Origin of the sequence: Streptomyces sp. NPDC048275 (assembly GCF_040652275.1) — a bacterium.
In the GTDB taxonomy this organism is placed as follows: domain Bacteria; phylum Actinomycetota; class Actinomycetes; order Streptomycetales; family Streptomycetaceae; genus Streptomyces.
Genome location: NZ_JBEZLR010000007.1, coordinates 26,300 through 51,355, shown reverse-complemented (window position 1 = coordinate 51,355; position 25,056 = coordinate 26,300). Strand labels below are relative to the sequence as shown.

23 protein-coding genes are annotated in these 25,056 nt (G+C 71.8%); 5 read left to right on the top strand and 18 right to left on the bottom strand.

Features of this window, described 5'->3' with window-relative positions:
* Positions 1-15 precede the first annotated feature (15 nt).
* The 6 genes from AB0D57_RS06835 to pdhA are packed head-to-tail and all read right to left on the bottom strand — an operon-like array spanning position 16 to position 7,153.
* Positions 16-1,083 (bottom strand): potassium channel family protein, encoded by a 1,068-nt coding sequence (locus AB0D57_RS06835; protein WP_362067819.1) that lies wholly within the window; start codon positions 1,081-1,083, stop codon positions 16-18.
* 54 nt (positions 1,084-1,137) lie between these two features.
* Positions 1,138-2,490 (bottom strand): molybdopterin molybdotransferase MoeA, encoded by a 1,353-nt coding sequence (locus AB0D57_RS06830; RefSeq protein WP_362067816.1) that lies wholly within the window; start codon positions 2,488-2,490, stop codon positions 1,138-1,140.
* Entirely contained in the window at positions 2,487-3,422 is a 936-nt protein-coding gene (locus AB0D57_RS06825; protein WP_362067813.1) for a DUF6457 domain-containing protein, read from the bottom strand. Before AB0D57_RS06825 ends, AB0D57_RS06830 begins: the two co-directional genes overlap by 4 nt.
* A 25-nt stretch (positions 3,423-3,447) precedes the next feature.
* Positions 3,448-5,007 (bottom strand): dihydrolipoamide acetyltransferase family protein, encoded by a 1,560-nt coding sequence (locus AB0D57_RS06820; protein WP_362067810.1) that lies wholly within the window; start codon positions 5,005-5,007, stop codon positions 3,448-3,450.
* Positions 5,007-6,011 (bottom strand): alpha-ketoacid dehydrogenase subunit beta, encoded by a 1,005-nt coding sequence (locus AB0D57_RS06815; protein WP_362067807.1) that lies wholly within the window; start codon positions 6,009-6,011, stop codon positions 5,007-5,009. Before AB0D57_RS06815 ends, AB0D57_RS06820 begins: the two co-directional genes overlap by 1 nt.
* Positions 6,008-7,153: a pyruvate dehydrogenase (acetyl-transferring) E1 component subunit alpha gene (gene pdhA, locus AB0D57_RS06810; protein ID WP_362067804.1), complete on the bottom strand. Its 1,146-nt coding sequence runs from the start codon at positions 7,151-7,153 to the stop codon at positions 6,008-6,010. The genes AB0D57_RS06815 and pdhA overlap by 4 nt, the downstream gene beginning before the upstream one ends.
* Before the next feature lie 189 nt (positions 7,154-7,342).
* Between pdhA and AB0D57_RS06805 the strand changes: the two genes are divergently transcribed.
* Positions 7,343-7,852 (top strand): Lrp/AsnC family transcriptional regulator, encoded by a 510-nt coding sequence (locus tag AB0D57_RS06805; protein ID WP_362068120.1) that lies wholly within the window; start codon positions 7,343-7,345, stop codon positions 7,850-7,852.
* A gap of 27 nt (positions 7,853-7,879) precedes the next feature.
* Here AB0D57_RS06805 and AB0D57_RS06800 read toward each other — a convergent pair whose 3' ends face one another.
* Together AB0D57_RS06800 and AB0D57_RS06795 are read right to left on the bottom strand one after the other, a co-directional pair.
* The gene (locus AB0D57_RS06800) at positions 7,880-8,470 is read right to left on the bottom strand and encodes a TetR/AcrR family transcriptional regulator (RefSeq protein WP_362067801.1); all 591 of its coding nucleotides are present in this window, start codon (positions 8,468-8,470) and stop codon (positions 7,880-7,882) included.
* On the bottom strand, positions 8,467-9,981 hold the full coding sequence (locus AB0D57_RS06795; RefSeq protein ID WP_362067798.1) for a 3-hydroxyacyl-CoA dehydrogenase: 1,515 nt from the start codon (positions 9,979-9,981) through the stop codon (positions 8,467-8,469). Before AB0D57_RS06795 ends, AB0D57_RS06800 begins: the two co-directional genes overlap by 4 nt.
* Before the next feature lie 148 nt (positions 9,982-10,129).
* Between AB0D57_RS06795 and paaN the strand changes: the two genes are divergently transcribed.
* Positions 10,130-11,830, top strand: a complete 1,701-nt coding sequence (gene paaN / locus AB0D57_RS06790; protein WP_362067795.1) for a phenylacetic acid degradation protein PaaN — start codon at positions 10,130-10,132, stop codon at positions 11,828-11,830.
* A gap of 15 nt (positions 11,831-11,845) precedes the next feature.
* On the opposite strand, the gene AB0D57_RS06785 is transcribed toward paaN, so the two are convergent.
* Genes AB0D57_RS06785 through AB0D57_RS06775 form a run of 3 tightly spaced genes read right to left on the bottom strand, consistent with a single transcriptional unit; the run spans position 11,846 to position 14,780 of the window.
* Positions 11,846-12,604 carry a TrmH family RNA methyltransferase gene (locus AB0D57_RS06785; protein ID WP_362067793.1) on the bottom strand — a complete coding sequence of 253 codons (759 nt, stop codon included), beginning with the start codon at positions 12,602-12,604 and terminating at the stop codon, positions 11,846-11,848.
* The gene (locus AB0D57_RS06780; protein WP_362067791.1) at positions 12,601-13,947 is read right to left on the bottom strand and encodes an HTTM domain-containing protein; all 1,347 of its coding nucleotides are present in this window, start codon (positions 13,945-13,947) and stop codon (positions 12,601-12,603) included. Before AB0D57_RS06780 ends, AB0D57_RS06785 begins: the two co-directional genes overlap by 4 nt.
* Positions 13,944-14,780, bottom strand: a complete 837-nt coding sequence (locus AB0D57_RS06775; RefSeq protein WP_362067789.1) for a DUF5819 family protein — start codon at positions 14,778-14,780, stop codon at positions 13,944-13,946. The genes AB0D57_RS06780 and AB0D57_RS06775 overlap by 4 nt, the downstream gene beginning before the upstream one ends.
* A gap of 418 nt (positions 14,781-15,198) precedes the next feature.
* On the opposite strand from AB0D57_RS06775, the gene AB0D57_RS06770 reads away from it, so the two are divergent.
* Positions 15,199-16,344 (top strand): acyl-CoA dehydrogenase family protein, encoded by a 1,146-nt coding sequence (locus AB0D57_RS06770; protein ID WP_362067787.1) that lies wholly within the window; start codon positions 15,199-15,201, stop codon positions 16,342-16,344.
* Between the two features lie 81 nt (positions 16,345-16,425).
* Here the strand turns inward: AB0D57_RS06770 and AB0D57_RS06765 are convergent, their stop codons facing one another.
* From AB0D57_RS06765 to AB0D57_RS06750, 4 genes are all read right to left on the bottom strand, one after another.
* Entirely contained in the window at positions 16,426-16,755 is a 330-nt protein-coding gene (locus AB0D57_RS06765) for a rhodanese-like domain-containing protein (RefSeq protein WP_362068117.1), read from the bottom strand.
* A 28-nt stretch (positions 16,756-16,783) separates the two neighbouring features.
* Positions 16,784-17,590: a hypothetical protein gene (locus AB0D57_RS06760; RefSeq protein ID WP_362068114.1), complete on the bottom strand. Its 807-nt coding sequence runs from the start codon at positions 17,588-17,590 to the stop codon at positions 16,784-16,786.
* Between the two features lie 203 nt (positions 17,591-17,793).
* Positions 17,794-19,272, bottom strand: coding sequence for a DUF2252 domain-containing protein (locus AB0D57_RS06755; protein WP_362067785.1), 1,479 nt, complete (start codon positions 19,270-19,272; stop codon positions 17,794-17,796).
* A gap of 140 nt (positions 19,273-19,412) precedes the next feature.
* Complete coding sequence (locus tag AB0D57_RS06750) at positions 19,413-19,799, bottom strand: helix-turn-helix domain-containing protein (RefSeq protein WP_362067783.1); 387 nt, start codon at positions 19,797-19,799, stop codon at positions 19,413-19,415.
* Between the two features lie 137 nt (positions 19,800-19,936).
* Between AB0D57_RS06750 and AB0D57_RS06745 the strand changes: the two genes are divergently transcribed.
* Entirely contained in the window at positions 19,937-20,590 is a 654-nt protein-coding gene (locus tag AB0D57_RS06745; protein ID WP_362067781.1) for an NAD(P)H-dependent oxidoreductase, read from the top strand.
* 131 nt (positions 20,591-20,721) lie between these two features.
* Here the strand turns inward: AB0D57_RS06745 and AB0D57_RS06740 are convergent, their stop codons facing one another.
* Positions 20,722-21,567 carry an NAD(P)H-binding protein gene (locus AB0D57_RS06740; protein WP_362067779.1) on the bottom strand — a complete coding sequence of 282 codons (846 nt, stop codon included), beginning with the start codon at positions 21,565-21,567 and terminating at the stop codon, positions 20,722-20,724.
* A 103-nt stretch (positions 21,568-21,670) separates the two neighbouring features.
* The gene (locus AB0D57_RS06735; RefSeq protein ID WP_362067777.1) at positions 21,671-22,717 is read right to left on the bottom strand and encodes a YafY family protein; all 1,047 of its coding nucleotides are present in this window, start codon (positions 22,715-22,717) and stop codon (positions 21,671-21,673) included.
* A gap of 146 nt (positions 22,718-22,863) precedes the next feature.
* Between AB0D57_RS06735 and AB0D57_RS06730 the strand changes: the two genes are divergently transcribed.
* Positions 22,864-23,451 carry a TIGR03086 family metal-binding protein gene (locus tag AB0D57_RS06730; protein WP_362067775.1) on the top strand — a complete coding sequence of 196 codons (588 nt, stop codon included), beginning with the start codon at positions 22,864-22,866 and terminating at the stop codon, positions 23,449-23,451.
* A 77-nt stretch (positions 23,452-23,528) separates the two neighbouring features.
* On the opposite strand, the gene AB0D57_RS06725 is transcribed toward AB0D57_RS06730, so the two are convergent.
* Positions 23,529-25,040: an FAD-dependent oxidoreductase gene (locus AB0D57_RS06725; RefSeq protein ID WP_362067773.1), complete on the bottom strand. Its 1,512-nt coding sequence runs from the start codon at positions 25,038-25,040 to the stop codon at positions 23,529-23,531.
* Between the last annotated feature and the right edge of the window lie 16 nt (positions 25,041-25,056).

The following is a 25,056-nucleotide window of genomic DNA, read 5'->3' as shown; positions in this document are numbered from 1 at the left end:
AGACCTGCCCGCGCGTCAGGGCGACGACCGTACGATCGTGATCAGCCGGTCCGTCAACTGGAGCCTGGCGACGGCCGGATCGTCGTATCCGAGCACCCGATGCCCTCGTACGACGCTCAGCACCAGGTCGTCGGTCTCGCGCGGGCCCTTGCCCACCTCGGCCTTGACGACCGGCCGTTCGACGATGTCGAGCCCGCTGCCCTGCTGGATGAGGTCCTCCATGACCATCCCGGCGGCGGGGCTGAGCACGGAGAGGCCGAGCAGGCGGCCGGCGGCGCTGGCGCTGGTGATGACGGCGTCGGCGCCGGACTGGCGCAACAGCGGCGCGTTCTCCTCCTCGCGCACCGCGGCCACGATCTTCGCGCTGCGGTTGAGCTGCCGTGCGGTCAGTGTCACCAGGACGGCCGTGTCGTCGCGCTGCGTCGCGATGATGATCTGCCGCGCCTTGTCCACCTCGGCCCGCATCAGCACATCGCTGCGCGTCGCGTCCCCGGCCACACCCACGTAGCCCTCGGCGGTCACGGCGTCGATCACCTTCGAACTGAGGTCGACCACGACGACCTGCTCCTTCTTCGCCCCTGTCCTGGGCCCTGTCGCGAGGACGGTCTCGATCGCCGACCGCCCCTTCGTGCCGAAGCCGATGACGACGGTGTGATCGCGCACTGTGGATCTCCAGCGGTTGATGTTCCATTCCTCCCGGGTGCGTTCCGTGAGGACCTCGAGGGTGGTGCCGACCAGGATGATCAGGAACAGCACGCGCAGGGGGGTGATGACGAAGATGTTGGTGAGCCGGGCGGCGTCGCTGACCGGGGTGATGTCGCCGTAGCCGGTGGTGGAGAGGGTGACGGTCGCGTAGTAGAGGGAGTCGAGGAGGTCTACGCCGTCACCCGCGTTGTCGTTGTAGCCGTCGCGGTCGAGCCAGACGACGAAGGCGGTCACGGCGAGCACGAACAGGGCCATCGCCAGTCGTTTGGCGACCTGACGGAGGGGGTGCTCCACCGCTTTCCTCGGGAGTTTCACCCGATGGGGCACGAGATGCTCGTCCGCCTGGCGGGCGATCGCGTCATGGCCCGGAAGTTTCACGTGAAACACTCCCCGATCCGGCTCGCCGTCCGGTTCCCACCCTGGTTCATGCGCTCATGCCCCCGCCAAAGCCCAGGGCAGATCGAGAAGTTCCAGCTCCTGGCCCGGGCGGGCGCCGCCAGGAGGCACGACCGCGAGGGCGTCGGCCACGGCGATGCCACGCAGCATGGCCGGACCGTTGTAGTGCAGCGGAACGGCCCGGTCGGCGCGCAGGACGACGGGGATGAGCCGGGTGTCGTGCGGGTGCCCGTGCACCGCGTCCATGAGAGGCAGCGTGTACGGCTCCTGGGCCGTGCGTCCCGCGAGGATGCGCAGGACGGGCTCCGCGAGCGTGAGCAGGCCGGAGACGGCCGCCAGGGGGTTGCCGGGCAGGCCGACGAGGTGCTGGTTCTCCTTGGTGCGGGCCAGGAGCATGGGATGGCCTGGGCGGACCGTGACGCCGTCCACGAGGAGGTGGGCGCCGAGGCGGCTCAGGGTGGGGTGGACGTGGTCGACGGGGCCCGCGGCGGTACCGCCGGTCGTGACGATCAGGTCGGCGTCGGAGCCGGCGATCGCCTTGCGCAGGGCCTTGGCGTCGTCACCGAGCCTGCGCACCGCGACGACCTCGGCGCCGAGCGCGCGCAGCCAGGGCGGCAGCATCGGGCCGAGCGCGTCCCGGATCAGGCCGTCCTGAGGGAGCCCCGCGGTGAGCAACTCGTCGCCGAGGACGAGGACTTCCGCGCGGGGCCGGGGGACGGCGGCGAGCGTGTCGTACCCGGCGGCCGCGGCGAGGCCCAGCACGGGGGGAGTGACCAGGGCGCCGGCCGACAGGAGTTGGTCGCCACTGCGGCACTCCTGGCCGCGCGGGCGGATGTCCTGACCGTGCAGGACGTCGCGCGTCGCGTGCAGCCTGCCCTTGTCGTCGAGCTGTCCGTGCTCGCTGCGCAGTACGGCGGTGGCGTCCTGCGGGATGCGCGCGCCGGTGGCGATCCGCACCGCCTCGCCGTCGGTGAGCGTGTGGGGCCGCGCGTGGCCCGCGAGCACCCGTTCCTCGCGCAGGTCCCAGGGGCCGGGCCCGGCGACCGCCCAGCCGTCCATCGCGGAGGTGTCGAAGGAGGGGAGGTCGGTGAGCGCGGTGAGGGGGGCGGCGAGGACCAGGCCGAGAGCGGTGTCGAGGGGCACGGAGACGTGAGCGCGGCGCGGCATCGAACGGGCGGCCCGCTCGGCGGTGGCGCGGGCCTGCTGCCAGGGGGTGGCCTTGTGGTGCCGCCTGCTGTCCTTGCCCGTGGGGGCGTGGCCCGCGCCGTCCGGTGCGGGGTCGGCGGGGGTGTCGTGGCCGTGTCCGCGAGGGTCCTTGACCAAGGCCAGGGCCTCCTCCACGTCGAATTCGTCGGCGTCCTGTCCTACGCGGGCACCCGGCGCGGTCATCCGGCGTCCGGCTTGGCGTCGGGGGCGTTCTCGGCCGCCCAGCGGAGCGCCAGCGCCGTGGCCTTGCGGGCGGCTTCGGCCACGGCCTCGGGGCCTCCCTCGGCCCGCGCGGCCGCGTACCCCACGAGGAACGTGGTCAGCGGTGCCGCGGGCCGGGCCACACCGTGCGCGGCGTCGCGGGCCAGGTCCAGCAGGACGCCGGTGTCGACCTCCAGGTCGATGCCCAGCTCGTCCTTGACTGCGGAAATCCATTCGTCCAACACGTGCCCATGCTCCCTGATACGTGCCCGGGCGGCGGCGATGTCGTCCCAGGTGTCGCAGTCGAAGGACGCGACGGGGTCGGAAATGCGGGTGAGGTCCAGCGCGGCGGTGAGCCGTCGCAGGGGCAGACCGGTGAGTCCGCCCGGTGCGGCGGCGAGCGCGGACAGCTCCCGGCGCAGAGCCGCCGCACGGTATGCGGCCACGAGCGGCTGATCGCGGCCGTCGGGGTCGGTGAGCAGCACGCCGTCGGGCACACCTTCGCGTACGCCTTCGGGTTTCGCCGGGTCGTGCGGGGGGCCGCTCTCCCGAAGGGGGGCCAGCAGGCGCCGTACCGTCCCCTCGTCCAGGAACGGCAGGTCGGCCGAGAACACGACGACATACGGGGCGGTGGTGTGCCGCAGCCCGGCGTCCAGGGCGGCCACCGGGCCTCCGCCGGGCGGGTCCTCGCGGGCCCACGCCACGGGGCGCGCGGTCGTCCTGGGTTCGGCGACGACCACCGTGGTCCCGGCGTCGGCGCAGGCGGCCAGCACCCGGTCGAGCAGCGCACGCCCGCCCACCCGCACGCCGGGCTTGTCGGCGCCGCCCAGCCGCCGGGCGGCGCCTCCGGCAAGCACCACGGCGTCGTACGGGGCATCGGTGCCGGGGGTGCCCGGTGGCTCGTACGCGGTCATCCCCCGAGTATGCGTGCCGCCACGATCACAGGGAACGCAGGAGCACCGCCGGCTGCTCGACGCAGTCCGCCACATGACGCAGGAAGCCACCCGCCGTGCCGCCGTCGCACACCCGGTGGTCGAAGGTGAGCGAGAGCTGGACGACCTGTCGCACCGCCAGCTCGCCCTCGTGCACCCAGGGCTTGGGGACGATCCGGCCGACGCCGAGCATGGCCGCCTCGGGGTGGTTGATGATCGGCGTGGAGCCGTCGACGCCGAACACTCCGTAGTTGTTCAACGTGAAGGTGCCGCCCGTGAGTTCTGCCGGTGTGAGCGTCCCGGTCCGCGCGGCCTCGGTCAGCCGGGCGAACTCCGCGCTCAGCGACTCCGCGTCGCGTGCGTGCGCGTCCCGTACGACCGGTACGACCAGACCCCGCTCGGTCTGCGCCGCGAAGCCCAGGTGCACCTGGTCGAGTCGCACGATCTCGCGGGCGTCCATGTCGACCGTCGAGTTGAGCTCCGGGTGGCGGGTCAGCGCGGCGGTGCAGATCCTGGCGAGCAGCGCGAGCAGGGAGATCTTCGGGCCGCCGACGGCATTCATCGCCGCGCGCGCGTGCAGGAGTTCCGTCGCGTCGGCGTCCACCCAGCAGGTCGCGTCGGGAATCTCCCGGCGGCTGCGGGAGAGTTTGTCGGCGACGACACCGCGGAGACCGCGCAGGGGGATGCGGGTGCCCTGGCTGGGAGAGGCCGGCTGCGTGGGCCTGGGTGCGGCAGGAGCGACGGACGCGTCCTGCGAGGCCCCGGCGAGCGCGGAGGCGGGCGTCGGCGCGGAGGCGGCCGCGCGCAGCGCGTACTCGACGTCCGCCCGCAGGATCAGCCCGTCGGGCCCGGAGCCCGCCAACTCCCGCAGATCCAGACCGTTCTCGCGGGCGAGCCGGCGGACGAGCGGGGAGATGACGGGTACGGGACCCTCGCCGCGCACCGCGGTGACGGCGCTTGCCGGGGTGTCGCCGCCCTCGGCGATCACCCCTTCACCGATGACGGGGGGCACGGTGACGGAGGACACGGCAAGGCCGCGCCCATGCGGCTGCGCCGGCCCACGCCACCCAGTCGGGGCGACCGCCGTGCCGTGCTCGCCGCCGACCCCGCCTCCTCCCGTCGTGTCACCGTCCCGCGGCGGAACGCTCGACGGGCGTCGCCCGGGCGCCACCGTGCCGGGCGCCACCGTGCCGGGCGCCACCGCTCCGGACCCCACCGTCCCAGGGGCCGGCCGGACCCTTCTGCGCCGCGCCGGAGGCGCCCCCGTGCCGTAGCCCACCAGTACGTTGCCGGATCCCCCGTCGTCATCGCCGGAGGCCGACGCGCCGACGGCGACCGTCAGCAGGGGGGAACCCACGGGCAGTTCCGTGCCCTCCTCGCCAAAGCGGGCGGTGACCACACCCCCGTACGGGCAGGGGACGTCGACCATCGCCTTGGCGGTCTCGACCTCGACGACGGGCTGGTCGACGGTGACGACGTCCCCGACCTCCACCAGCCAACGGACGATCAGCGCCTCGGTGAGGCCCTCCCCGAGGTCGGGGAGCTTGAACTCCAGCACTTGGGCCATCAGCTGTCCGCCTCCCACTGCAGACGCCCCACGGCGTCCAGGATCCGGTCGACACCGGGCAGGTGGTGCCGCTCCAGCATCGGCGGCGGATACGGGATGTCGAACCCGGCCACGCGCAGCACCGGCGCCTCCAGGTGGTGGAAGCAGCGCTCGGTGACGCGGGCCGCGATCTCCCCGCCGGGCCCGCCGTACCCCCCCGACTCGTGCACGACGATAGCGCGGCCGGTCCGCCGCACCGACGCGCTCACCGTCTCGTCGTCGAACGGCACGAGCGAGCGCAGGTCGACGACTTCGAGGTCCCAGCCCTCGGCCCGCGCCGCCTCGGCCGCCTCCAGGCAGACGGGCAGGGACGGGCCGTACGTGATGAGCGTGGCGCTGCGGCCCGATCGCCGCACCACCGCGCGGCCTATCGGTTCAACGGTCCCCGGTTCGTCCGGGTTCCAGGAATCCTTCGACCAGTACAGACGCTTGGGCTCCAGGAAGACGACCGGGTCGTCGGAGGCGATGGCCGCGCGCAGCAGCCCGTAGGCGTCGGCGACCGTCGCGGGCGTGACGACATGGAGCCCCGGAGTCGCCATGTAGTACGCCTCGGAGGAGTCGCTGTGGTGTTCGACTCCGCCGATGCCGCCGCCGTACGGGACGCGGATGGTGAGCGGCAGCGGCATGGCGCCGCGGGTGCGGTTGCGCATCCGTGCGACGTGGGAGATCAGCTGCTCGAACGCCGGGTAGGCGAACGCGTCGAACTGCATCTCCACGACCGGCCGCAGGCCGTACATGGCCATGCCGACGGCCGTCCCGAGGATGCCCGCCTCGGCGAGCGGGGTGTCGGTGCAACGGTCCTCGCCGAACTCCTTGGCGAGCCCGTCGGTGACCCGGAAGACGCCGCCGAGGGTGCCGACGTCCTCGCCCATGACATGGACGGTCGGGTCGGCGGCCATGGAGTCGCGCAGCGCGCGCGTGAGGGCCTGCGCCATGGTGGCCGGTTTCAGGGCAACCGTGGTCATCGCCCTGCTCCTTCCGGCCCGTGAGCCTCGGCTTCCAGCTCCGCGCGCAATTGCGCCTCCTGTTCGCGCAGTTGCGGTGTGGGCTCGGCATACACGTGGGCGAACAGGTCCATGGGGTCGAGCACCGGGTCCTGGTTCATGCGCTCGCGCAGGTCGGCGGCCATCGTCTCGGCGGCGTCGCGGGCGGCCCGTACGCCGTCGTCGTCGAGCAGGCCGCGTTCGGTCAACTCGTGTTCCAGGAGGGCGATCGGGTCGTGCGCGCGCCAGGTCTCGACCTCGGAGGCACCGCGGTAGCGGGTGGCGTCGTCGGCGTTGGTGTGGGCCTCGATGCGGTACGTGACGGCCTCGACGAGTGTCGGACCGCCTCCCGCGCGCGCGTGGCGCACGGCGTCGCTCAGCACCTCGTGCACGGCGGCCGCGTCGTTGCCGTCGACCAGACGCCCGGGCATGCCGTAGCCGACGGCCTTGTGGGCCAGGGAGGGGGCGGCGGTCTGCTTGGCGAGCGGGACGGAGATGGCGAAGCCGTTGTTCTGGACGAGGAAGACGACGGGGGCCTGCCATACGGCGGCGAAGTTCAGTGCCTCGTGGAAGTCGCCCTCGCTGGTGCCGCCGTCGCCGACCAGGGCGAGGGCGACCACGTCGTCGCCCTTGAGGCGGGCGGCGTGCGCGAGACCCACGGCGTGCGGGAGCTGGGTGGCGAGGGGGGTGCACAGGGGCGCTATGCGGTGCTCGTGCGGGTTGTACCCGGTGTGCCAGTCGCCGCGCAGGAGGGTGAGGGCCTGGACGGGGTCGAGGCCGCGGGCGACGGCAGCGAGGGTGTCCCGATAGCTGGGGAAGAGCCAGTCGCGCTCCTGAAGGACGAGCGCGGCGGCGACCTGGCAGGCCTCCTGGCCGGTGCTGGAGGGGTAGACGGCGAGGCGGCCCTGCTTGGTGAGGGCGGTGGCCTGGGCGTTGTAGCGGCGGCCGCGCACCAGCTCCGCGTACAGACGGTGCAGCAGGCCCGGGTCGACCCGCGCGGCCGCTTCGGTGCCGAGGACGCGGTGGGGCAGCGCGTCGGGCAGCAGCGGCGCGGGGTCGGTGCGGGGCTGCCAGGCGGGCGGCGGGGTCGGCCGGTAAGCGCCTCGCTGCTCCATGACCGTCATGACGGCACCTCCTCGTGGGAGTGGCTCAGGACGCCCCACGGATGTGGCGCGCCTCACCTACCGATTGTTCGGTCGTCGGCACATTTTGGCTACAGGCACCGCCAGGCTGTGGACAAACGGTTCTGCACAACCTGAGATGGATGCAGTACGTCCATGGTAGGGAGGCGGGGGGACATGGCACCTGAACAAATGGCCGAACCGTCGGAGGCCGGCCCCGTCCAGCAGCCCGCCCCACCGCCCGTCCCTCCGCCGGCCCGCCCGCTCGACGCCATCGATCAGGACATCCTGCAGATGCTCCAGGCGGATGGCCGCGCCTCGATACGCTCCGTGGCCGAACGGGTCCATGTGTCACGGGCCAACGCCTACGCGCGGATCAACCGCCTCATCGACGACGGTGTGATCCGTGGTTTCGGGGCGCGCGTCGACCACGAACGCGCCGGGCAGGGCACCTCGGCCTACATCACTCTCAAGATCGTGCAGAACTCCTGGCGCACGGTCCGCGAGCAGCTGAGGGTGCTCCCCGGGGCCTCCCACATCGCGCTGGTGGGCGGCGACTTCGACGTACTGCTGCTGGTGCACACACCGGACAACAGGGCGCTGCGCGAGCTCGTCCTCACCCGCCTCCAGGCCATCCCGGAGGTGCTCAGCACGCGGACGCTGCTGGTGTTCGAGGAGGAGGACCTGGAACCGGAGGGATGAACTCGGCGCGCTCCGACGCACCCGGGCTCAGCGCTCGCTGCGGAGCCCCGAGAAGACCAGGTGCACGACGGCGTCCGCGACTTCCCGGGCGCCCGTGCCCCGTCCGTCCGGCCGGTACCACTCCACGATCGAGTTGATCATCCCGAAGACCAGCCGGGTCGCGAGCCGGACCTCCACGTCGCCGCGTACGCCCCCCTCGGCGGCGGCGGACTTCAGCAGGTCGGCCACCCGGTGGTCGAAGTCGCGGCGCCGCTCCAGGGCCCAGCGCTCGGTGTCCGTGTTGCCGCGCACCCGCAGCAGCAGGGTCACGTACGGCAGTTCGGCGGTGAGCACCTCGACCATGCGCCGTACGACGTACTCCAGGCGCTCCTCGGCACGTCCCACGCGCGCGTGCTCCTCGTCGAGGATCCCGAAGAGCTCGTCGAGCGCTCGGCTGACGGCCCGGCGCAGCAGCTCCTCCTTGCCCGTGACGTGGTGGTATATCGACGACTTGGAGATGCCCGCCGCCTTGGAGAGGTGCTCCATGGAAGTGCCGTCGTAGCCGCGCTCGTTGAAGACCTGGACGGCGACCGAGAGCAGGGTCTCCGGGGTGTAGGTGTCGCGCTTGGCGGTGGTCATGGGGTGCCCTCCCGCTTCTCGGTGGCGTACGCGTGCCGGTAGAGCGCGAGGGAGGGCGCGTAGCGTCCGGAGGGGTCGCGCTGGTGCAGATCGTCCAGGAGGGAGCACGCCCAGCTCCTGCCGAGCCTGCGGCTCCATTCGAAGGGGCCCAGCGGGTAGTTGACGCCGAGCCGCATCGCCGTGTCGATGTCCTCCTCGGTGGCGACTCCCTTGGCGACGGCGTCGTGCGCCAGGTCGACGATCCGGGCCACGGTCCGGGCGACGATCATGCCGGGGACGTCGCCGATGACGCTGACGGTCTTGCCGAGCGCCTGGAAGAGGCCGACGGCCTCGGCGAGGGTCTGGGGGGCGGTGTCCTGGGAGGCCGACAGCGCGATCCGGGTCGCCCGGCGGTAGTCGAGCGCCAGGTCGAAGTAGACGACGTCGCGGAACTCGACCGAGGTCTGGCCGTCGGCCAGGACCAGTTGGCCGCCGCTGGGCAGCACCAGGCGGGTGCCGTGGTCCTCCTCGTCGTCGCGGACCTGGATGCCCGCCTCGCGGATCAGGGCGAGCAGGTCGGAGGCCGGGCCCAGATCACCCTCGGCGACGACGTACGCGGGCGGCTGTGCCTGCTCCGCGACGTGCGGCTCGGGGCGCTCGGCGTCCTCCCCGTAGTCGTACCAGCCGTGGCCCGTCTTGCGGCCGTGCCGGCCCGACTCGACGAGCCGTCGCTGGGCGAGCGAGGGCGTGAAGCGCACGTCCTGGAAGAAGGCCTGCCACACGGAGTGCGTGACGGATTCGTTGACGTCCTGGCCGATCAGGTCGGTCAGCTCGAAGGCGCCCATCCGGAAGCCGCCGCATTCGCGCAGGATCGCGTCGATGGTGGCGGGGTCGGCGGCCTGCGCCTCGTACACCGCGAACGCTTCGGCGTAGAAGGGCCGCGCGATCCGGTTGACGATGAAGCCGGGGGTGTCGGCGCAGGCGACCGGGGTCTTGCCCCAGGAGCGTGCCGTCTCGTACGCGCGCGTGGCCGACGAGAAGTCGCTCGCGTACCCGGAGACGACCTCCACCAGGGGCAGCACCGGCGCGGGGTTGAAGAAGTGCAGTCCGACGAGGCGGCCGGGGTTGCGCAGGGTGCCGCCGATGGCCGTGACGGACAGGGACGAGGTGTTGGTGGCGAGCAGACAGTCGTCCTCGACGATGTCCTCGAGCTCGCGGAACAGCTGCTGTTTCACGTCGAGTTGTTCGCGCACCGCCTCGACGACCAGCGCGCAGTCCGCGAGGTCGGTGAGGCTCCCGGCCGGGTGCAGACGAGAGCGTGCGGCGTCCCGGTCGGAGCCGCTGAGCCGGTCCTTCTCCACGAGCCGGTCGAGACGGGCGCCGATCGCTTCGGCCGCCGCGTCGGCACGGCCCGGGATGACGTCGTAGAGCCGCACGAGGTGGCCCGCTACCAGCGCGACCTGGGCGATGCCCTGGCCCATGGTGCCGGTGCCGACGACGGCCACGGGGCTGTTGAGGTCGATTGCTGTCATGTGCGCGATCCTCCCGCACGGGGTTTTCCACAGATGCGGCGGTCCCCCTTGTCCCGACCGATCGTTCGGTTACTCTAACTCTGTATGTCCATTCCTGCCCAGCTCGCGGGTGCAATGACGCACCCCTGAGACGAGGAGTTGGTCCCTGATGGCCGCCGAACTCTCCGCGCACCAGCTGATCGCCCAACACCGGCCCACCCTCGACCAGGCGCTGGAAGCGATCCGCACGCGCGCGTACTGGTCCCCGCACCCCGAACACCCCAAGGCGTACGGGGAGAACGGCAGCCTGGGCATGGCGGAGGGCAAGGCCGCCTTCGACGCCGTGCTCGGCACCCGTCTCGACCTCGACCAGCCCGGCACCGACGACTGGGTGGGCGGCGAGGTCTCCCCGTACGGCATCGAGCTGGGCGTCACGTACCCGCACGCGGACATCGACGTGCTGCTGCCCGCCATGCGGGCCGGACAGCGGGCCTGGCGCGACGCGGGCGCTCAGGCGCGTGCCATGGTCTGCCTGGAGATCCTCAAGCGGATCAGCGACCGCACGCACGAGTTCGCGCACGCGGTCATGCACACCAGCGGCCAGGCCTTCATGATGGCGTTCCAGGCGGGCGGCCCGCACGCGCAGGACCGCGGCCTGGAGGCGGTGGCGTACGCGTACGCGGAGCAGGTCCGCACCCCGGACACCGCGGAGTGGACCAAGCCCCAGGGCAAGCGCGACCCGCTCACGCTGACCAAGCAGTTCACCCCGGTGCCGCGCGGCATCGCCCTCGTCATCGGCTGCAACACCTTCCCGACGTGGAACGGCTATCCGGGCCTGTTCGCCTCCCTGGCCACCGGCAACGCGGTGCTCGTGAAGCCCCACCCGCGCGCGGTGCTGCCGCTCGCGCTCACCGTCCAGGTCGCGCGCGAGGTGCTCATGGAGGCGGGCTTCGACCCGAACTTGGTTGCGCTGGCCGGCGAACGCCCCGGCGAGGGCATCGCCAAGACCCTGGCCGTGCGCCCCGAGATCCGGATCATCGACTACACCGGGTCGACGGCGTTCGGCGACTGGCTGGAGACCCACGCCCGCCAGGCGCAGGTCTACACGGAGAAGGCCGGCGTCAACACGGTGATCGTGGAGTCCACCGACGACTACAAGGGCATGCTGTCCAACCTGGCCTTCTCCCTGTCCCTGTACAGCGGCCAGATGTGCACGACCCCGCAGAACCTCCTCGTCCCCCGCGACGGCATCCGTACGGAGGAGGGTCCCAAGTCGTACGACGAGGTGGTCGCCGACCTCGCCAAGTCGGTCGGCGGACTCCTCGGGGACGACGCGCGCGCGGGCGGGCTGCTGGGCGCGATCGTGAACCCGGACGTGAAGGCGCGGCTGGAGGCCGCGGCGGGGCTCGGCGAGGTCGCCCTCGCCTCGCGGGAGATCAGCAACCCGGAGTTCCCCGACGCCGTGGTCCGCACGCCGGTGATCGTGAAGCTCGACGGCGCGCGCAAGTACTGGGAAGGGGCCGACGACGAGGCCCCCTACCTGAGCGAGTGCTTCGGGCCGGTCTCCTTCGCCGTCGCGGTCGACTCGGCGGCGGACGCGGTGGAGCTGCTGCGGCGGACCGTCCGGGACAAGGGGGCGATGACCGTCGGGGCGTACACCACTGACGGGGAGGTCGAGCGGGCCGTTCAGGAGGCCTGCCTGGAGGAGTGTGCGCAGCTGTCGCTGAATCTGACGGGTGGGGTGTACGTCAATCAGACGGCGGCGTTCTCCGACTTCCATGGGTCGGGTGGGAATCCGGCGGCGAACGCCGCGTTGTGTGATGGGGCGTTTGTGGCCAATCGGTTCCGAGTGGTGGAGGTTCGGCGGTAAGCCCAGCCCCGCGCCTTAAGGGGCGCTCCAGTGGAACAGGGTCATGGCGACACTGGTTGCCAGGTTGTAGCTCGAGACCTGGGGGCGCATCGGGAGCGACACCAAGTGGTCGGCGCGGGCGCGCAGGTCGGGGGAAAGGCCGCTGCGCTCGGAGCCGAAGGCGAGGACGGCGTCGTCCGGGAGCTTCAGCGCCCGGATGTCCTCGCCCTCCGGGTCGAGGGCGAACATCGGCCCGGACGGCAGCTCCGCCACCGTCAGCCGTTCCACGGCGGTGGCGAAGTGCAGGCCCGCCCCGCCGCGCACGACGGTGGGGTGCCAGGGGTCGAGGGTGCCCGTCGTGACGACACCGGTCGCGCCGAAGCCGGCCGCGAGCCGGATCACCGCGCCGGCGTTCCCGAGGTTGCGCGGATGGTCGAGGACGACCACGGGCGCGGTGCGGGGTGTGCGGGCCAGCGCCCGCAGATTGGCGTCGCGGGAGGGTCGTACCGCCAAAGCGGCCACCGCGGTGGGGTGCGGACGCGGCACGAGCGACTCGTACGTGGCCTCCGGGACCTCCGTCAGCAGTCCGTCCAGGGTGTCCCGTACGTCCGGGGCCAGCTCGTCGGCGAGAGCGAGCGCCGCCCGCCGGTCGCTGGTGACCGCCACCGGGACCTCGGCGTGGAAGCGCACCGCGTGCTTGAGGGCGTGGAAGCCGTCGAGCAGGACGGAGGTGTCGGCGAGCCGGTGCCAGGTGCTGACGGGGTCCTGCGGGCGGTCGCTTACGGGGTCCTTCATGCTGTGAAGCCTACGGGTGGGTCCTCGGCGGTCTCCGGGGTGCGTGGATCCGGTGCGTGGGGATCCCGTGCTTGTGGATCCGGTACGGGTGCATCCAGTGCGTGGGGATCCCGTGCTTGTGGATCCGGTACGGGTGCATCCAGTGCGTGTGGATCCGGTACACGCTGCCTCGGCAGTTTGCGGACGCCGCTCGGGAACCGCCGTCCACGCGCGCGTGTGGCCCACCCACCGAGGCGTCGCAGGAAGGACGTCGGCAGGAACACCGCGTCGGCGGCGATCATCGCGAGCGAGAAGAACGGCAGCCCGAGGACCACCGCGATCACGGCGTGCTCGGTCATCATGGCCGCCAGCAGGACGTTCTTGACCCGCCGGTTGAACAGGGTGAAGGGGAAGGCGACCTGCACGGCGACCGTCCCGTAAGTCACCAGCAGCACGATCGTGCCGTGCGCGGACAACAGGTCGGACAGGGCGGGCCAGGGCGAGAAGGAATCCAGGTGGAGCGGGTAGTAGACCGCGGTGCCGTCCTGCCAGCGCGAGCCCTGGATCTTGTACCAGCCGGCGGTCGCGTAGATCAGACACGCCTCGGCCATGATCGTGAGCAGGGCCGCGTTGTGCACGATGTTGGCGACGACGTCCAGCAGGATCCGCGGCTCCGCGCCGCGCGCGCGGCGGCCGACGACCCACCACAGGGCAGGCACCGCCCACAGTCCCCAAAAGATCGTGAGCCAGCCGCCCATCCAGCCGCCGTCGATCTTGCCCGCGCCCGTCGCCGCCGCCAGCACGAGTCCGAGCACGGCCCACAGGGCGAGGCCGGCCCGGTCCGGGCCCTCGGCCCGGGAGAGGTCGCCCCGCGCGCGTGCCTCCCGCGCGAGCCGGGCCCGCCGGGCGTCCAGCGACCACACCTGGCCGCAGCGCGTGAACACCAGGTACATCGCCATCAGGTGGATGACGTTGTCGCCACCGTCCCCCATGAAGACGTTGCGGTTCTGCAGCGAGAGCACGCCGATCATGAAGAGCACGGACATCGTGCGGGTGCGCCAGCCCACCAGCAGCAGGGCGCTGGACAGGACGGCGAGGGCGTAGACGATCTCGAACCACAGCTGGCTGTCCGACCACATCAGGATCGTGAAAGCGTGGTTTTCCGCGATGAGCCCCTGGGCGAGGTCCCAGCTCCATGGTCCGTCGGGGCCGTACATCTCCTGGCGGTGCGGGATCTCGCGCAGCAGGAACAGCAGCCAGGTGGCGGCGAAGCCGATGCGGATCACGGCGGTCTGGTACGGGCCGAGGGCGGTGTCGGTGACACGGGCGATGCCGCGCGAGACCGACAGGGCGAATCCGTTCATCGGGCACTCGCCTCCGTCCACGCGTCCTTCAGGTCCTCCTCGGGCACGGTCCACCAGGGCAGCTCTCGGAGGATGGGTTTGTCGGACACCTTCTCCTCGCTCCACTCGGGGGGCCGTACGTTGGTGGTACGGGAGCGGACCTGGACGCGTTCGACGACGGCGCCGGTGCCGCCCGCCCGTTCGCGGTCGAGACGCAGCACGACGACGCGGCGCAGATAGCGTTCGGAGAGGTCGCCGCGCAGGTCCGCCGGACGGTTCTCGTTGTCGTGCGTGTTGATGTAGAAGTCCCAGGCCCGGCGCAGTTCGTTCTGCTGGGTGTGGCTCGGCAGCAGATTGCCGTCTATGGCCACGCCGTCGAGCGCGGACAGGTCGTACCAGCCGGTCTCGCTGATGCTGCCGTCCGCGGTGCGGACCTGGGCGCGGACCTGGACGTCGATGTTCTGCTGCAGCGGGTTGGGGGCGAAGAGCTTCCAGTTCTGCTCGAACTCGGGGTAGATCCAGTCGTCGATCGCCCGGCCGTGCTGCTTGGTGACGGTGTTCGAGGGTGCGACGTGCAGGAACACCATCCCGAGGTGCACACAGGCGGTGACCGCTATGACCGCGAGGGCCAGGGCCGCGGCGATCTGGTAGCGCAGGGAGAGCGCGGCTATGCCGGTGAGCGGTTGGTCGGGGGGCGCCTGGTCGATCAGTCCCTGGTCGGTCCGACCCTGGTCAGGGGGTTCCAGGCCGGGAGGCGGAGGGCTGTCGGGGAGGGGGCCGGGGCCCTCGGGCGCCGGGCCGCCGGGCTCGGCCGGCCTGCGCCGGGCGGGTGAGCCCTCGTCGTGCGCGTCCATTCCGCCCCCATTCCCGATCCCGGTCCGATTCCCGCCGCCGGGCCGTGCGATGCCGTACCGCCCGCGCGCACCACGCCGCGGCGCGCGCACCGGAACGGTACTCAGGCCCGACCGCCCGGCACAGCCCCAACGGCCACAGCGGCGCCGGCGGCAGCAGCAGCCGGAGCGGCCACCGTGCCCACAGCGCCCACAGCGGCGACCCCGAGGTTATCCACAGCGTTGGACACCTTACGGTGCCCCTCCCACCCTCGGATCAGGACAACCGAACGATCGATCGACTGGAGAGGGGGGAGGGTGCGTTCATTTCCGCGGGGCGCGGCCGATCCGTTCCCTTCTCGTAGAACCTGTTCTATCTTGACGCTCCGTCAGATCAGGCGTCCGGCCTGGTCGGTGGGCCGGGTGCGTGGGAGGACAGGCCGTGGACTTCACCTTCACCGAGGAGCAGCAGGCGGCGGTCGAGGCGGCGAGGGCGGTGTTCGGCGGCGTCGTGCCGGACGCGGTGCCCAGTCCCGCGCTCACCGCGGGCGCCGTCGCCGAGGACTTCGACCGGGCCCTGTGGGCGCGGCTCGCCGACGCGGACCTGCTGAGCCTGCTGCTCGACGCCAAGTACGGCGGGGCCGGCCTGGACGCGATCGCACTGTGCCTGGTGCTGCGCGAGTCGGCGAAGGTGCTGGCCCGGGTCCCGTTGCTGGAGAGCAGCGCGGCGGCGGCGACCGTACAGGCCTACGGCGGCGAGCGGCTGAAGGCGGAGCTGCTCGCGCGGACGGGCCGGGGCGAAGTCGTGCTGAGCGTCGCGGCGAACGGCCGGACCGGGCACGACCCCGCCGAACTCGCCGTGACCGCACGGCGCGACGGTGCCGCGTGGCTGCTGGACGGGGTGCAGACGGCGGTTCCCTGGGCGCAGAACGCCGACTTCATCCTCGTACCGGCGCACACGGACGCCGACCGGACCGTCCTCGCCCTCGTGCCCCGGGTTCACGAGGGGGTCGGCCTCGGTGAGCAGATCTCCACGACCGGTGAGCGGCTCGGTGAGCTGCGCCTGGAGTCCACGCGGATCGACGCCCGGGATGTCATCGACGCGGACGGGGCGTGGGAGTGGCTGCGGGAGCTGCTGGCCACCGGGACGTGCGCGCTGGCGCTCGGGCTCGGCGAGGGGGTGCTCGGGATGACGAGTGCGTACGCCGGCCGACGGGAGCAGTTCGGGTTCCCGATCGCCACGTTCCAGGCCGTCGCCGTGCAGGCCGCCGACCGTTATATCGACCTGCGCGCGATGGAGGCGACGCTGTGGCAGGCCGCGTGGCGGATCAGTGCGGGCAGTACGGAGGGTGCGGGAGGTCCGCTTCCGGTGTCCGGGGACGTGGCCGTCGCCAAGATCTGGGCGTCGGAAGGCGTACGGCGGGTCGTGCAGACCGCGCAGCATCTGCACGGGGGGTTCGGCGCCGACGTCGAGTACCCGCTGCACCGGTACCACGCCTGGGCCAAGCAGCTGGAGCTGTCGCTCGGACCGGCGGCGGCGCACGAGGAGGCGCTGGGCGATCTGCTCGCCGCCCATCCCCTGGGCTGAGCAAGCCACACCGCCCCACGCGCACCTGCACGCGCGGGGCGGGCGTGGGCCGAGCCCAGCCGCCTACAACACGCAGCACGCCTACAGCACGAAGCCGGACCCGCCCTTGTCGTCCACGACCGGGCGGCCGGTGGCCGCCCAGACCTGCATGCCGCCGTCGACGTTCACGGCGTCGATGCCCTGCTGGACCAGATACATCGCGACCTGCGCGGAACGGCCGCCGGAGCGGCAGATCACATGGACCCTGCCGTCCTGCGGGGCCGCCTCGGTCAGCTCGCCGTAGCGGGCTACGAACTCACTGATCGGGATGTGCAGCGCCCCCGCGGCGTGACCCGCCTGCCACTCGTCGTCCTCCCGGACGTCCAGCAGGAAGTCTCCGTCCGCGAGATCCCCGACCTCGACTGTGGGCACACCAGAAACAAATGACATGCCTCCGACGCTACCCGACCATCCGGGCCAGCTCCGCCTCGCGCTCGGCGACCTGAGCCAACAGCTGTTCGGCGATCTCCTCGAGGAGCCGGTCAGGGTCGTCCGGGGCCAGCTTGAGCATCGCGCCGATGGCGCCCTCTTCCAGCTCACGGGCGACGAGGGTGAGCATTTCCTTGCGCTGGGCAAGCCATTCGAGCCGGGCGTAGAGCTCCTCGCTGCGGCTCGGCTTCCACTCCTCGGGCACCGGGCCCGCGGCCCACTCCTCGGAGAGCTCCCGCAGCAGCGCTTCGTCGCCCCGGCCGTACGCGGCGTTGACGCGGGCGATGAACTCGCCGCGCCGCCTGCGCTCGTCCTCGTCCTGCGCCAGGTCGGGGTGAGCCTTGCGGGCCAGCTCGCGGTAGAGCTTGCGGGCCTCGTCACTGGGGCGCACCCGCTGCGGGGGCCGCACGGGCTGGTCCGTCAGCATCGCCACGGCCTCGGGGAACAGGCCGTCCGAGTCCATCCACCCGTGGAACAGCTCCTCGACCCCGGGCATCGGCATGACCCGCGCCCGCGCCTCGTCCGCCTGGCGTATGTCCTCCGGGTCCCCGGTGCGCGCGGCCCGCGCCTCGGCGATCTGCGCGTCCAGCTCGTCGAGGCGGGAGTACATCGGGCCGAGCTTCTGGTGGTGCAACCGCGAGAAGTTCTCGACCTCGACGCGGAAGGTCTCCACCGCGATCTCGAACTCGATCAGCGCCTGCTCGGCCGCCCGCACCGCCCGCTCCAGCCGCTCCTCGGGCCGAGCCGCGCCTTGAGATCCGTCACCTTCACCGGCCACACCCGCACCGACCGCGTCCGCGGGACCCGAGGCCGAATCGGCGTCGGGCCGGGCATCCTCGGCCTCGATGTGGTCGGACTGGCTCTGCTCGGACTGGCTGTGCTCGGCTTCCGGGGTCGTCACCCGCCCAGCCTAGGCCACGGCTCACGGGACACGCTCAAGACCACCGGCCCGCACCTCCCGCCTTACCGCCTTCGTAGCGCTCAAACGCCCAGTTCCGCCGCCACCCGCCCCTCCCTGACCGCCGTCACCAGTTCCGCGTGGTCCGCCTCCGTGCGGTCCGCGTAGGACAGGGCGAACGAAGCGATCGCCTCGTCCAGCTCCTCGCTCTTCCCGCAGTAACCGGCGACGAGGCGGGGGTCCGCGCTGTGGGCGTGGGCGCGGGCGAGGAGGGCGCCGGTCATCCGGGCGTAGTCGTCGACCTGGTCGGCGGCGAGGGCCGCGGGGTCGACGCTGCCCTTGCGGTTGCGGAACTGGCGCACCTGGAAGGGGCGGCCGTCGACCGTCGTCCAGCCCAGCAGGATGTCGCTGACCACCTGCATGCGCTTCTGGCCGAGGACGACGCGACGGCCCTCGTGCGGCACCTCGGGTATGGCGTGGCCGGCCGTCGCCAGGTGCGGGAGCAGCGCCGAGGGACGCGCCTCCTTCACCTGCAGGACGAGGGCCTCGCCACGGTGGTCCAGGAGCAGCACGACGTACGAGCGCGTGCCGACGCTGCCTGTGCCGACGACGCGGAAGGCGACGTCGTGCACCGCGTACCGGGCGAGAAGGGGGAGACGGTCCTCCGGGAGGGTCGTCAGGTACTGCTCCAGCGAGGCCGCGACCGCTGCCGCCTCCACGTCGGGTACCCGGCGCAGCACCGGCGAGGCGTCGACGAAACGCCGCCCGCCGCCCTCGACCGCCTCCGTCGACTTGGCCGCGAACCGCCCGCTGGTGTTGGCCCGCGCCTTCTCCGAGACTCGCTCCAGGGTGCCGAGCAGGTCGTGGGCGTCGGTGTGCGAGACGAGCGCCTCGTCCGCGATGGCGTTCCACGCGTCCAGCACCGGGAGCCTCGCGAGCAGGCGCATCGTGCGTCGGTAGGCACCGGCCGTGTCCTGGGCCGCCTTGCGGCACATGTCCTCGTCCGCCCCGGCCTCCCGGCCCGCGAGCACGAGCGAGGTGGCGAGGCGCTTGAGGTCCCACTCCCAGGGGCCGTGGACCGTCTCGTCGAAGTCGTTCAGATCGATGACGAGGCCGCCCCGCGCGTCCGCGTACAGGCCGAAGTTGGCCGCGTGGGCGTCGCCGCAGATCTGCGCGCCGATGCCGGTCATGGGGGTGCGCGCGAGGTCGTACGCCATGAGGCCGGCCGAGCCTCGCAGGAAGGCGAAGGGGCTGGCCGCCATCCTGCCGATCCGCAGCGGAGTGAGCCCCGGGATCCTGCCGAGGCTGGACTCCTCGACCGCGGCCATCGCGTCCGGCCTGTCGGTGTCGAAGGTCAGCTCGGCGTGCGCCTCGCGCGGCACCCGCTCGCGCAGCGCCTTGCCGGCTTCCTTGGGGGACTGGGAGGACTGGGGGTCCTTGTCCGTGGGCGCGCCCGGCTCGGACCACCCCGCGAATCCCGGCACCGCCAGGACCCCGGAGATCCTGGGCGCCAAGGGCCCCTGAACCGCCGTACCCACAACTCCTGTACCGACCTCGGTCACGACGACCGCCTCCCCCGTGCACGCACACCGGACGAACATCAACTCGTGATGACCGTACCGCCGGTCACTGAGACGCGTCAGACCCTGTGGACAACCCAGCCCTTGTGGACAACTGCGCGACAGGGCCGCCTACGAGGTCGCTACTCCCGCGGATGCCCCGGGCACGGCGGGGTCCCCGGCAGGTACTTCTCCGCCCAGGTGCCGAGCTCGTCGAGGGCGGGCTCCAGCGCGGCGCCCGCCTCCGTCAGGCCGTACGAGACCCGCAGCGGGGGGCCTTCGTCCACCTGGCGCACGAGCAGTCCCGCCGCGCCGAGTTCGGTGAGGCGGTCGGAGAGCATCCGTTCGCTGATGCCGGGGATCGCCCGGCGCAGGTCGGCGAAGTGGACGGGGTGCTGGAGCAGCACGGCGACGATGAGGCCGGTCCAGCGCTTTCCCAACAGTTGGAAGACCCGGGTCATGCCGTCGTCGACCTGCTGACACGGCCCTGCCTCGTGCGTCCCGCGAGTCCCCGGCTCTGGCTCTGGCATGAGTCCAGGGTACTGCGCTGCCGTGCGGGGATGAAAAAAAGTAAGTAGCTGTGTTATCTCTAGTCGGGTACGAAAAAGAAGCTTGCTCTCGCCCAAGCCCCTCGGGCTCGGGCAGCCGTCCCCTCTTGGAGATCCTCATGGCCACCCTCCTTCACATCGACTCGTCCGTTTTCCCGGGCTCCGCCTCCGCCTCCCGCACCGTCACGGACGCCTTCCGCAAGGCCTGGGAGGAGCAGCACCCGCAGGGCACCGTGATCTACCGCGACCTCGCCACGGACCCGGTACCGCACATCACGGCCGACGCCCACACCGCCGGTTTCGCCCCCGCGGACGCACACACGCCGGAGCAGGCCGCCGCCTTCGCCGCGCGCGAGAAGCTGATAGCGGAACTGGAGCAGGCGGACGCGATCGTGATCGGCGCGCCGATGTACAACTTCGCGATCCCGTCGACCCTCAAGGCATGGCTCGACAGCGTGATCCTCATGGGCCGCACCGCCATGACCGAGGACTCGAAGGTCAAGGGCACCCCGGTCACGGTCGTCGCCAGCCGCGGCGGCTCGTACGCGCCGGGCACGCCGCGCGAGTCGTACGAGTACGTCCAGAACTACCTGGAGGCCGTCCTGCGCGACACCCTCGGACTGGACCTCCACTTCATCGTCCCGGAGCTCACGATGGCCCCGCACAACCCGGCGATGGCCGAGCTGGTCCCCCTCTTCGAGGCCTCCCGCGCGAAGGCTCACGACGAGGCGGCCACCAAGGCCAAGGAATTCGCCGAGCGCCTCGCCGCGTAGCTCTCCGGGGCAGGGCAGACAGGTTGAGCCTCCTCAGATCTGGACCTGAGGAGGCTCAACCTGTCATGGGCCGCCGGATGCCCGCTGCCGCGGGGGAACGAACACAGCGGGCATCCGGCGGCGGTCCGGGGCTACTTGAAGGCCGGAAGGCTGCGCGTCACCCAGCCGGAGAACGGCGTGGCCGGGCGGGACAGGATCTCCTCGACATGCGGGCTGACCTGCTGTTCGGCGGAGAGAGGGGCGCCGAGGATGTCCAAGGTGCCGGGGATGACGTCCTCGGGCATGAACTGGGCCATGTGCGCGTGAGCGTCCTCGCGGGTCAGTTCCACGAAGGTCACCTTTTCGCCGAGGGCCTGGGAGATCGCCTCGGCCTGGTGGCGCGGGCTCACCGCCTCGGGTCCGGTCAGCTCGTACGTACGGCCGGCGTGGCCGTCCTCGCGCAGGACCACCGCGGCGACCGCGGCGATGTCGGCCGGGTCGACGACCGGCAGGGCCACGTCACCGAACGGGGCGAAGACCGTGCGGTCGGCGCGGACCGACTCGGCCCAGGCGAAGGCGTTGGAGGCGAATCCGCCGGCGCGCAGGATCGTGAAGGGCAGCCCTGATCCGCGTACGGCGTCCTCGAACTCGCGCAGTCGGCCGTGCGAGGCGGAGCCGGGGCGGGTGGCGTTGATCTGCGAGGAGAGCAGGACGACCCGCTTGACCCCGGCGGCCTTCGCCGCGTCCAGCAGCTCGGTCGCGGCCTCGCCATAGCCGAGCAGTTCGCCGGCCAACAGGATGAAGAAGGCGTCGACGCCTTCGAGGACCGGCCGCATGCTCTCGGCGCTGCCGAGGTCGGCCTGGGCATGGCGGACACCCTCCGCCGGATTGGCGGGCAGCGGGCGGCGCGACACCGCCACGACCTGTTCGCCCGCCTCGACGAGCGCCTCGATCAGCGGCCGCCCGACATTTCCGGTGGCTCCCGTGACGACAATCATGAACAGCTCCCTAATCGGTAATCAGTAGTCATTGATCAGTACTCATTGATCCGCAGACGTGGACGTGGACATTGAGTTGGGACATTGAGTCGGCGAACGGCCGTCAGTGGCGGGCGGCCATGACCGGGACGCTAGCATCCTCCGTATAGTAGGTACCTAGAGGAAAGTGACTATCGCTTCGGCGGGCGTCACGATGGGCGCCGCCCGGCGCGCCGTAGACCGCTGTCAGCGATTCGCCCAGACGTACGAGCGACTCCCGCGCCTCCGGCGGATCGAGCACCTCGACACGGCCACCGAGGCCCGCCAGCTGCGCGGCGAGTACCTGCACGGACGGGCCGTCGGCCGTGAACTCGACCCGCCCGTCGGACTGGACCTCTCCCGCGCGGAGCCGACCGCCGAGCAGTTGCCGCAGCACCGGCAGAGCGTCGCGGTCGGCCCGGGCCCGTACGGTCGCCGCGGACAGCTTCTGTTCCACCTCGGCCGACAACTCCCGCCAGGCCGCCGCGAGTTCAAAGCCTTCGGGGCGCTGTACGGGCTCACCGGTCGGTGTCACGGAGGTGACGCGGCCGATCCGGAAGGTACGCAGCCCCTCCTCGGTGCCGGCCACCAGGTACCAGCGACCGGCCTTGGAGACCAGCCCGAGCGGATGCACGGTCCGCTCACCGGGCGCCCGGTCGGGGTGCGCGTACCCGAGGCGGACCCGCTCGCCGTCCAGCACCGCCCGCTCCAGGGCGTGCTGGTGGGGGCCGCTGCCGCCCGCCGCCGTACGCGACCAGTCGACCCCGTCGATGAGGATGGCCTTGGAGGCCGCCTCGGCGTGCGGTCGCATCGGCGCGGGCACGGCCCGCATCAACTTGCGTAATGCCGCCCGCAGTTCCGGCGAGGCCGACAGCGGGCCCGCCGCCAGGAACAGTGCTCCGACCTCGCGCGAGGTGAAGCCGGTCAGATCGGTGCGGGCACCGCCGACCAGGCTCCAGCCGCCGCCCCGGCCGCGCTGCGAGTAGACGGGGACACCGGCGGTGGTGAGGGCCTCCAGGTCGCGGCGCGCGGTGCGCTCGGAGACCTCCAGCTCCTGGGCCACCTCGCGTACGGTCACCCGCCCGCGCGCCTGGAGCAGCAGCAGGGTCGCCACCAGACGATCAGCCTTCACGACGCCCCACCCTCCGTCCCCGCCCTCCCCTTCGCCCTCCCCTTCACTTTTGGCATATTTTCAGCCAGTACGTCATTTTTAGGCAATGTTGATATGGTCCCCCTAATAGGCCACAAGATGACCTGTTTGACGTCGACGATGAACACATGACTCAAGACATGACTCAAGTCGACCCCCGCGGAGGCCTGTTCAAGGCCGTTGACCTCACCGGACGTACGCTCGCCGCACTGCGCCCCGAGCAGTACGACACCATCACCCCGTGTCCCGACTACTCGGTCCGCGACATGGCCAACCACGTGGTGTCGGTGCTGCGCCGGGTCGCCGTCATGGGCGCCGGCGGCTCCTTCATGAGCGTTCCGCACTTCGCCGAGGACGTCGCCGACGGCGACTGGGCCAAGGCATGGGCGACGGCGACGAAGGAGTTCGACACCGTCTGGTCGGACCCGGCGGTGCTGGGGCGCCAGATCGGCCTGCCCTGGGGCCCGGTTCCGGGCGTGATCGCCTCGGTGATCTACACCAATGAGTTCGTGCTGCACGCCTGGGACCTCGCCAAGGCCACCGGTCAGACCCCCGAGTGGGACCCGGAGATGCTGGCGGCGCCGCTGGCCAACATGCGCCGGGCCGTGCCCGCGGAACCCCGCGGCGGCCAGGTGCCCTTCGGCCCGGTGGTGGAGGTGCACGAGGACGCTCCTGACATCGACAAGCTGGTCGGCTGGTACGGCCGTCGTCCCTGACGGGCGACGGAGCGGGCGGCCGCCGGACATCGGTCCGGCGGCCCTTCCGCGTTGTCGGGACTCACGCTGACGTACCGTCAGGCGCCGATGCCCTGAGCGAACTTGAAGTACCTGCGGGGGTCGTACTTGGCCTTGACGACCGCCAGTCGTGCGTAGTTCTCGGCGTAGTACGACTGTCGCCAGTCCGTCAGCTCCGCGTCCATCCAGTTTTGGTACGTCTCGCCGTTCGACAGCGGGTCGATGGTGTCGAAGCCGTTGTCCACCCAGGTCGTGGCGACGGCCCGGGCGGCGGCCGTGGACTGCGCCGGGTCGTTGATGAGGACCCGGTAGTTGACGGAGAAGAGCGAGTCGCGGTGCACGTACGCCGTGTCCGTGCGGGCCAGGTCGTTGGCCGCGCCGCCGAAGAAGTGGAAGTCGAGATAGCGGGACTGCCCGGCGCTGCGATTGGCGTCGAAGGCCGTCAGTACGTCCGCCCAGTCGCTCTGCGCGTACGGCTCGGAGCCCATCCGGGTCCGCTCCAGACCGAAGGCCGGCCGGGTGAGCACACCGCTCGGGGACTTCTCGGAGCGCTGGCACTGGTCCTGGCTCAGCGTGGCGCAGCCGAAGATCATCATCATGACCTGCTGGTACGTCATCACCGCATCCTGGCGGGCCGTCACCGCACCCGTCAGCGAGAGCAGCCGCGCCGCCTCCGAGGCCAGTTCGGCCGGGGTGCCCCGGGAGGCGAGGAAGACGTTGAGCGCGGGGACCGTGCCGGGCGCGGCGTCGGGCTGGACGAGGTACGCGCCGCCGCCGATGGTGCGGGGGGCGTCCACCAGCCACTGGCCGACGCCGTGCAGCACGTCGGCCGCGCGGTCGTACGGGAAGATCAGGTTGCTGATGGCCATCTGGTCGCCCTCGTGCGGGGTGACCGAGAAGCGGGTGACGACGCCGAAGTTGCCGCCACCGCCGCCGCGGATCGCCCAGAACAGGTCGCTGTAGCTGGTCGGCGAGGCGGTCACCACGCGGCCGTCAGCGAGGACCACCTCGGCCGAGGTGACCGCGTCACAGGCCATGCCCATCGGGCGGGTCAGGAAGCCGAAGCCGCCGCCCTGGAGGAAGCCGCCGGCCGACACGGTGGGACAGCCGCCCTCGCTGACCACCAGGCCGTGCGGGGCGAGGGCGTTGAGTATCTCGACGTTCTTGGCGCCGGGACCGATGTCGACGGTGCCATTGCCGACGGTGATCGCGTTGAGCCGCGAGACGTCGATGATCAGGCCGGGGGTGGTCGAGTAGCCCGCGTAGCTGTGGCCGCCGCTGCGGACGGCGGACGGCAGGCCGTGGTCCTGGGCGAAGCGCAGGGCGAGGGAGACGTCGGAGGAGCTGACGCAGTACGCGACGGCCCGCGGGTTGACCGAGTCGAACTGGGCGAGTTCCAGCTGCTTGGCCACGGCGTAGGCGGAGTCGGTCGGCAGCACCAACTGCCCCTGGAGCTTGCCCGCGAGCGTGCTCCAGGGGGCGCCGGTGCCCGCGGCGACGGGAGTGTGGGGCAGGACGGCCAGGCCGGCGGCGGCGGTTCCCGCACCGATCAATGCTCTACGAGTGATCACGGATGTCCCAAGGGTT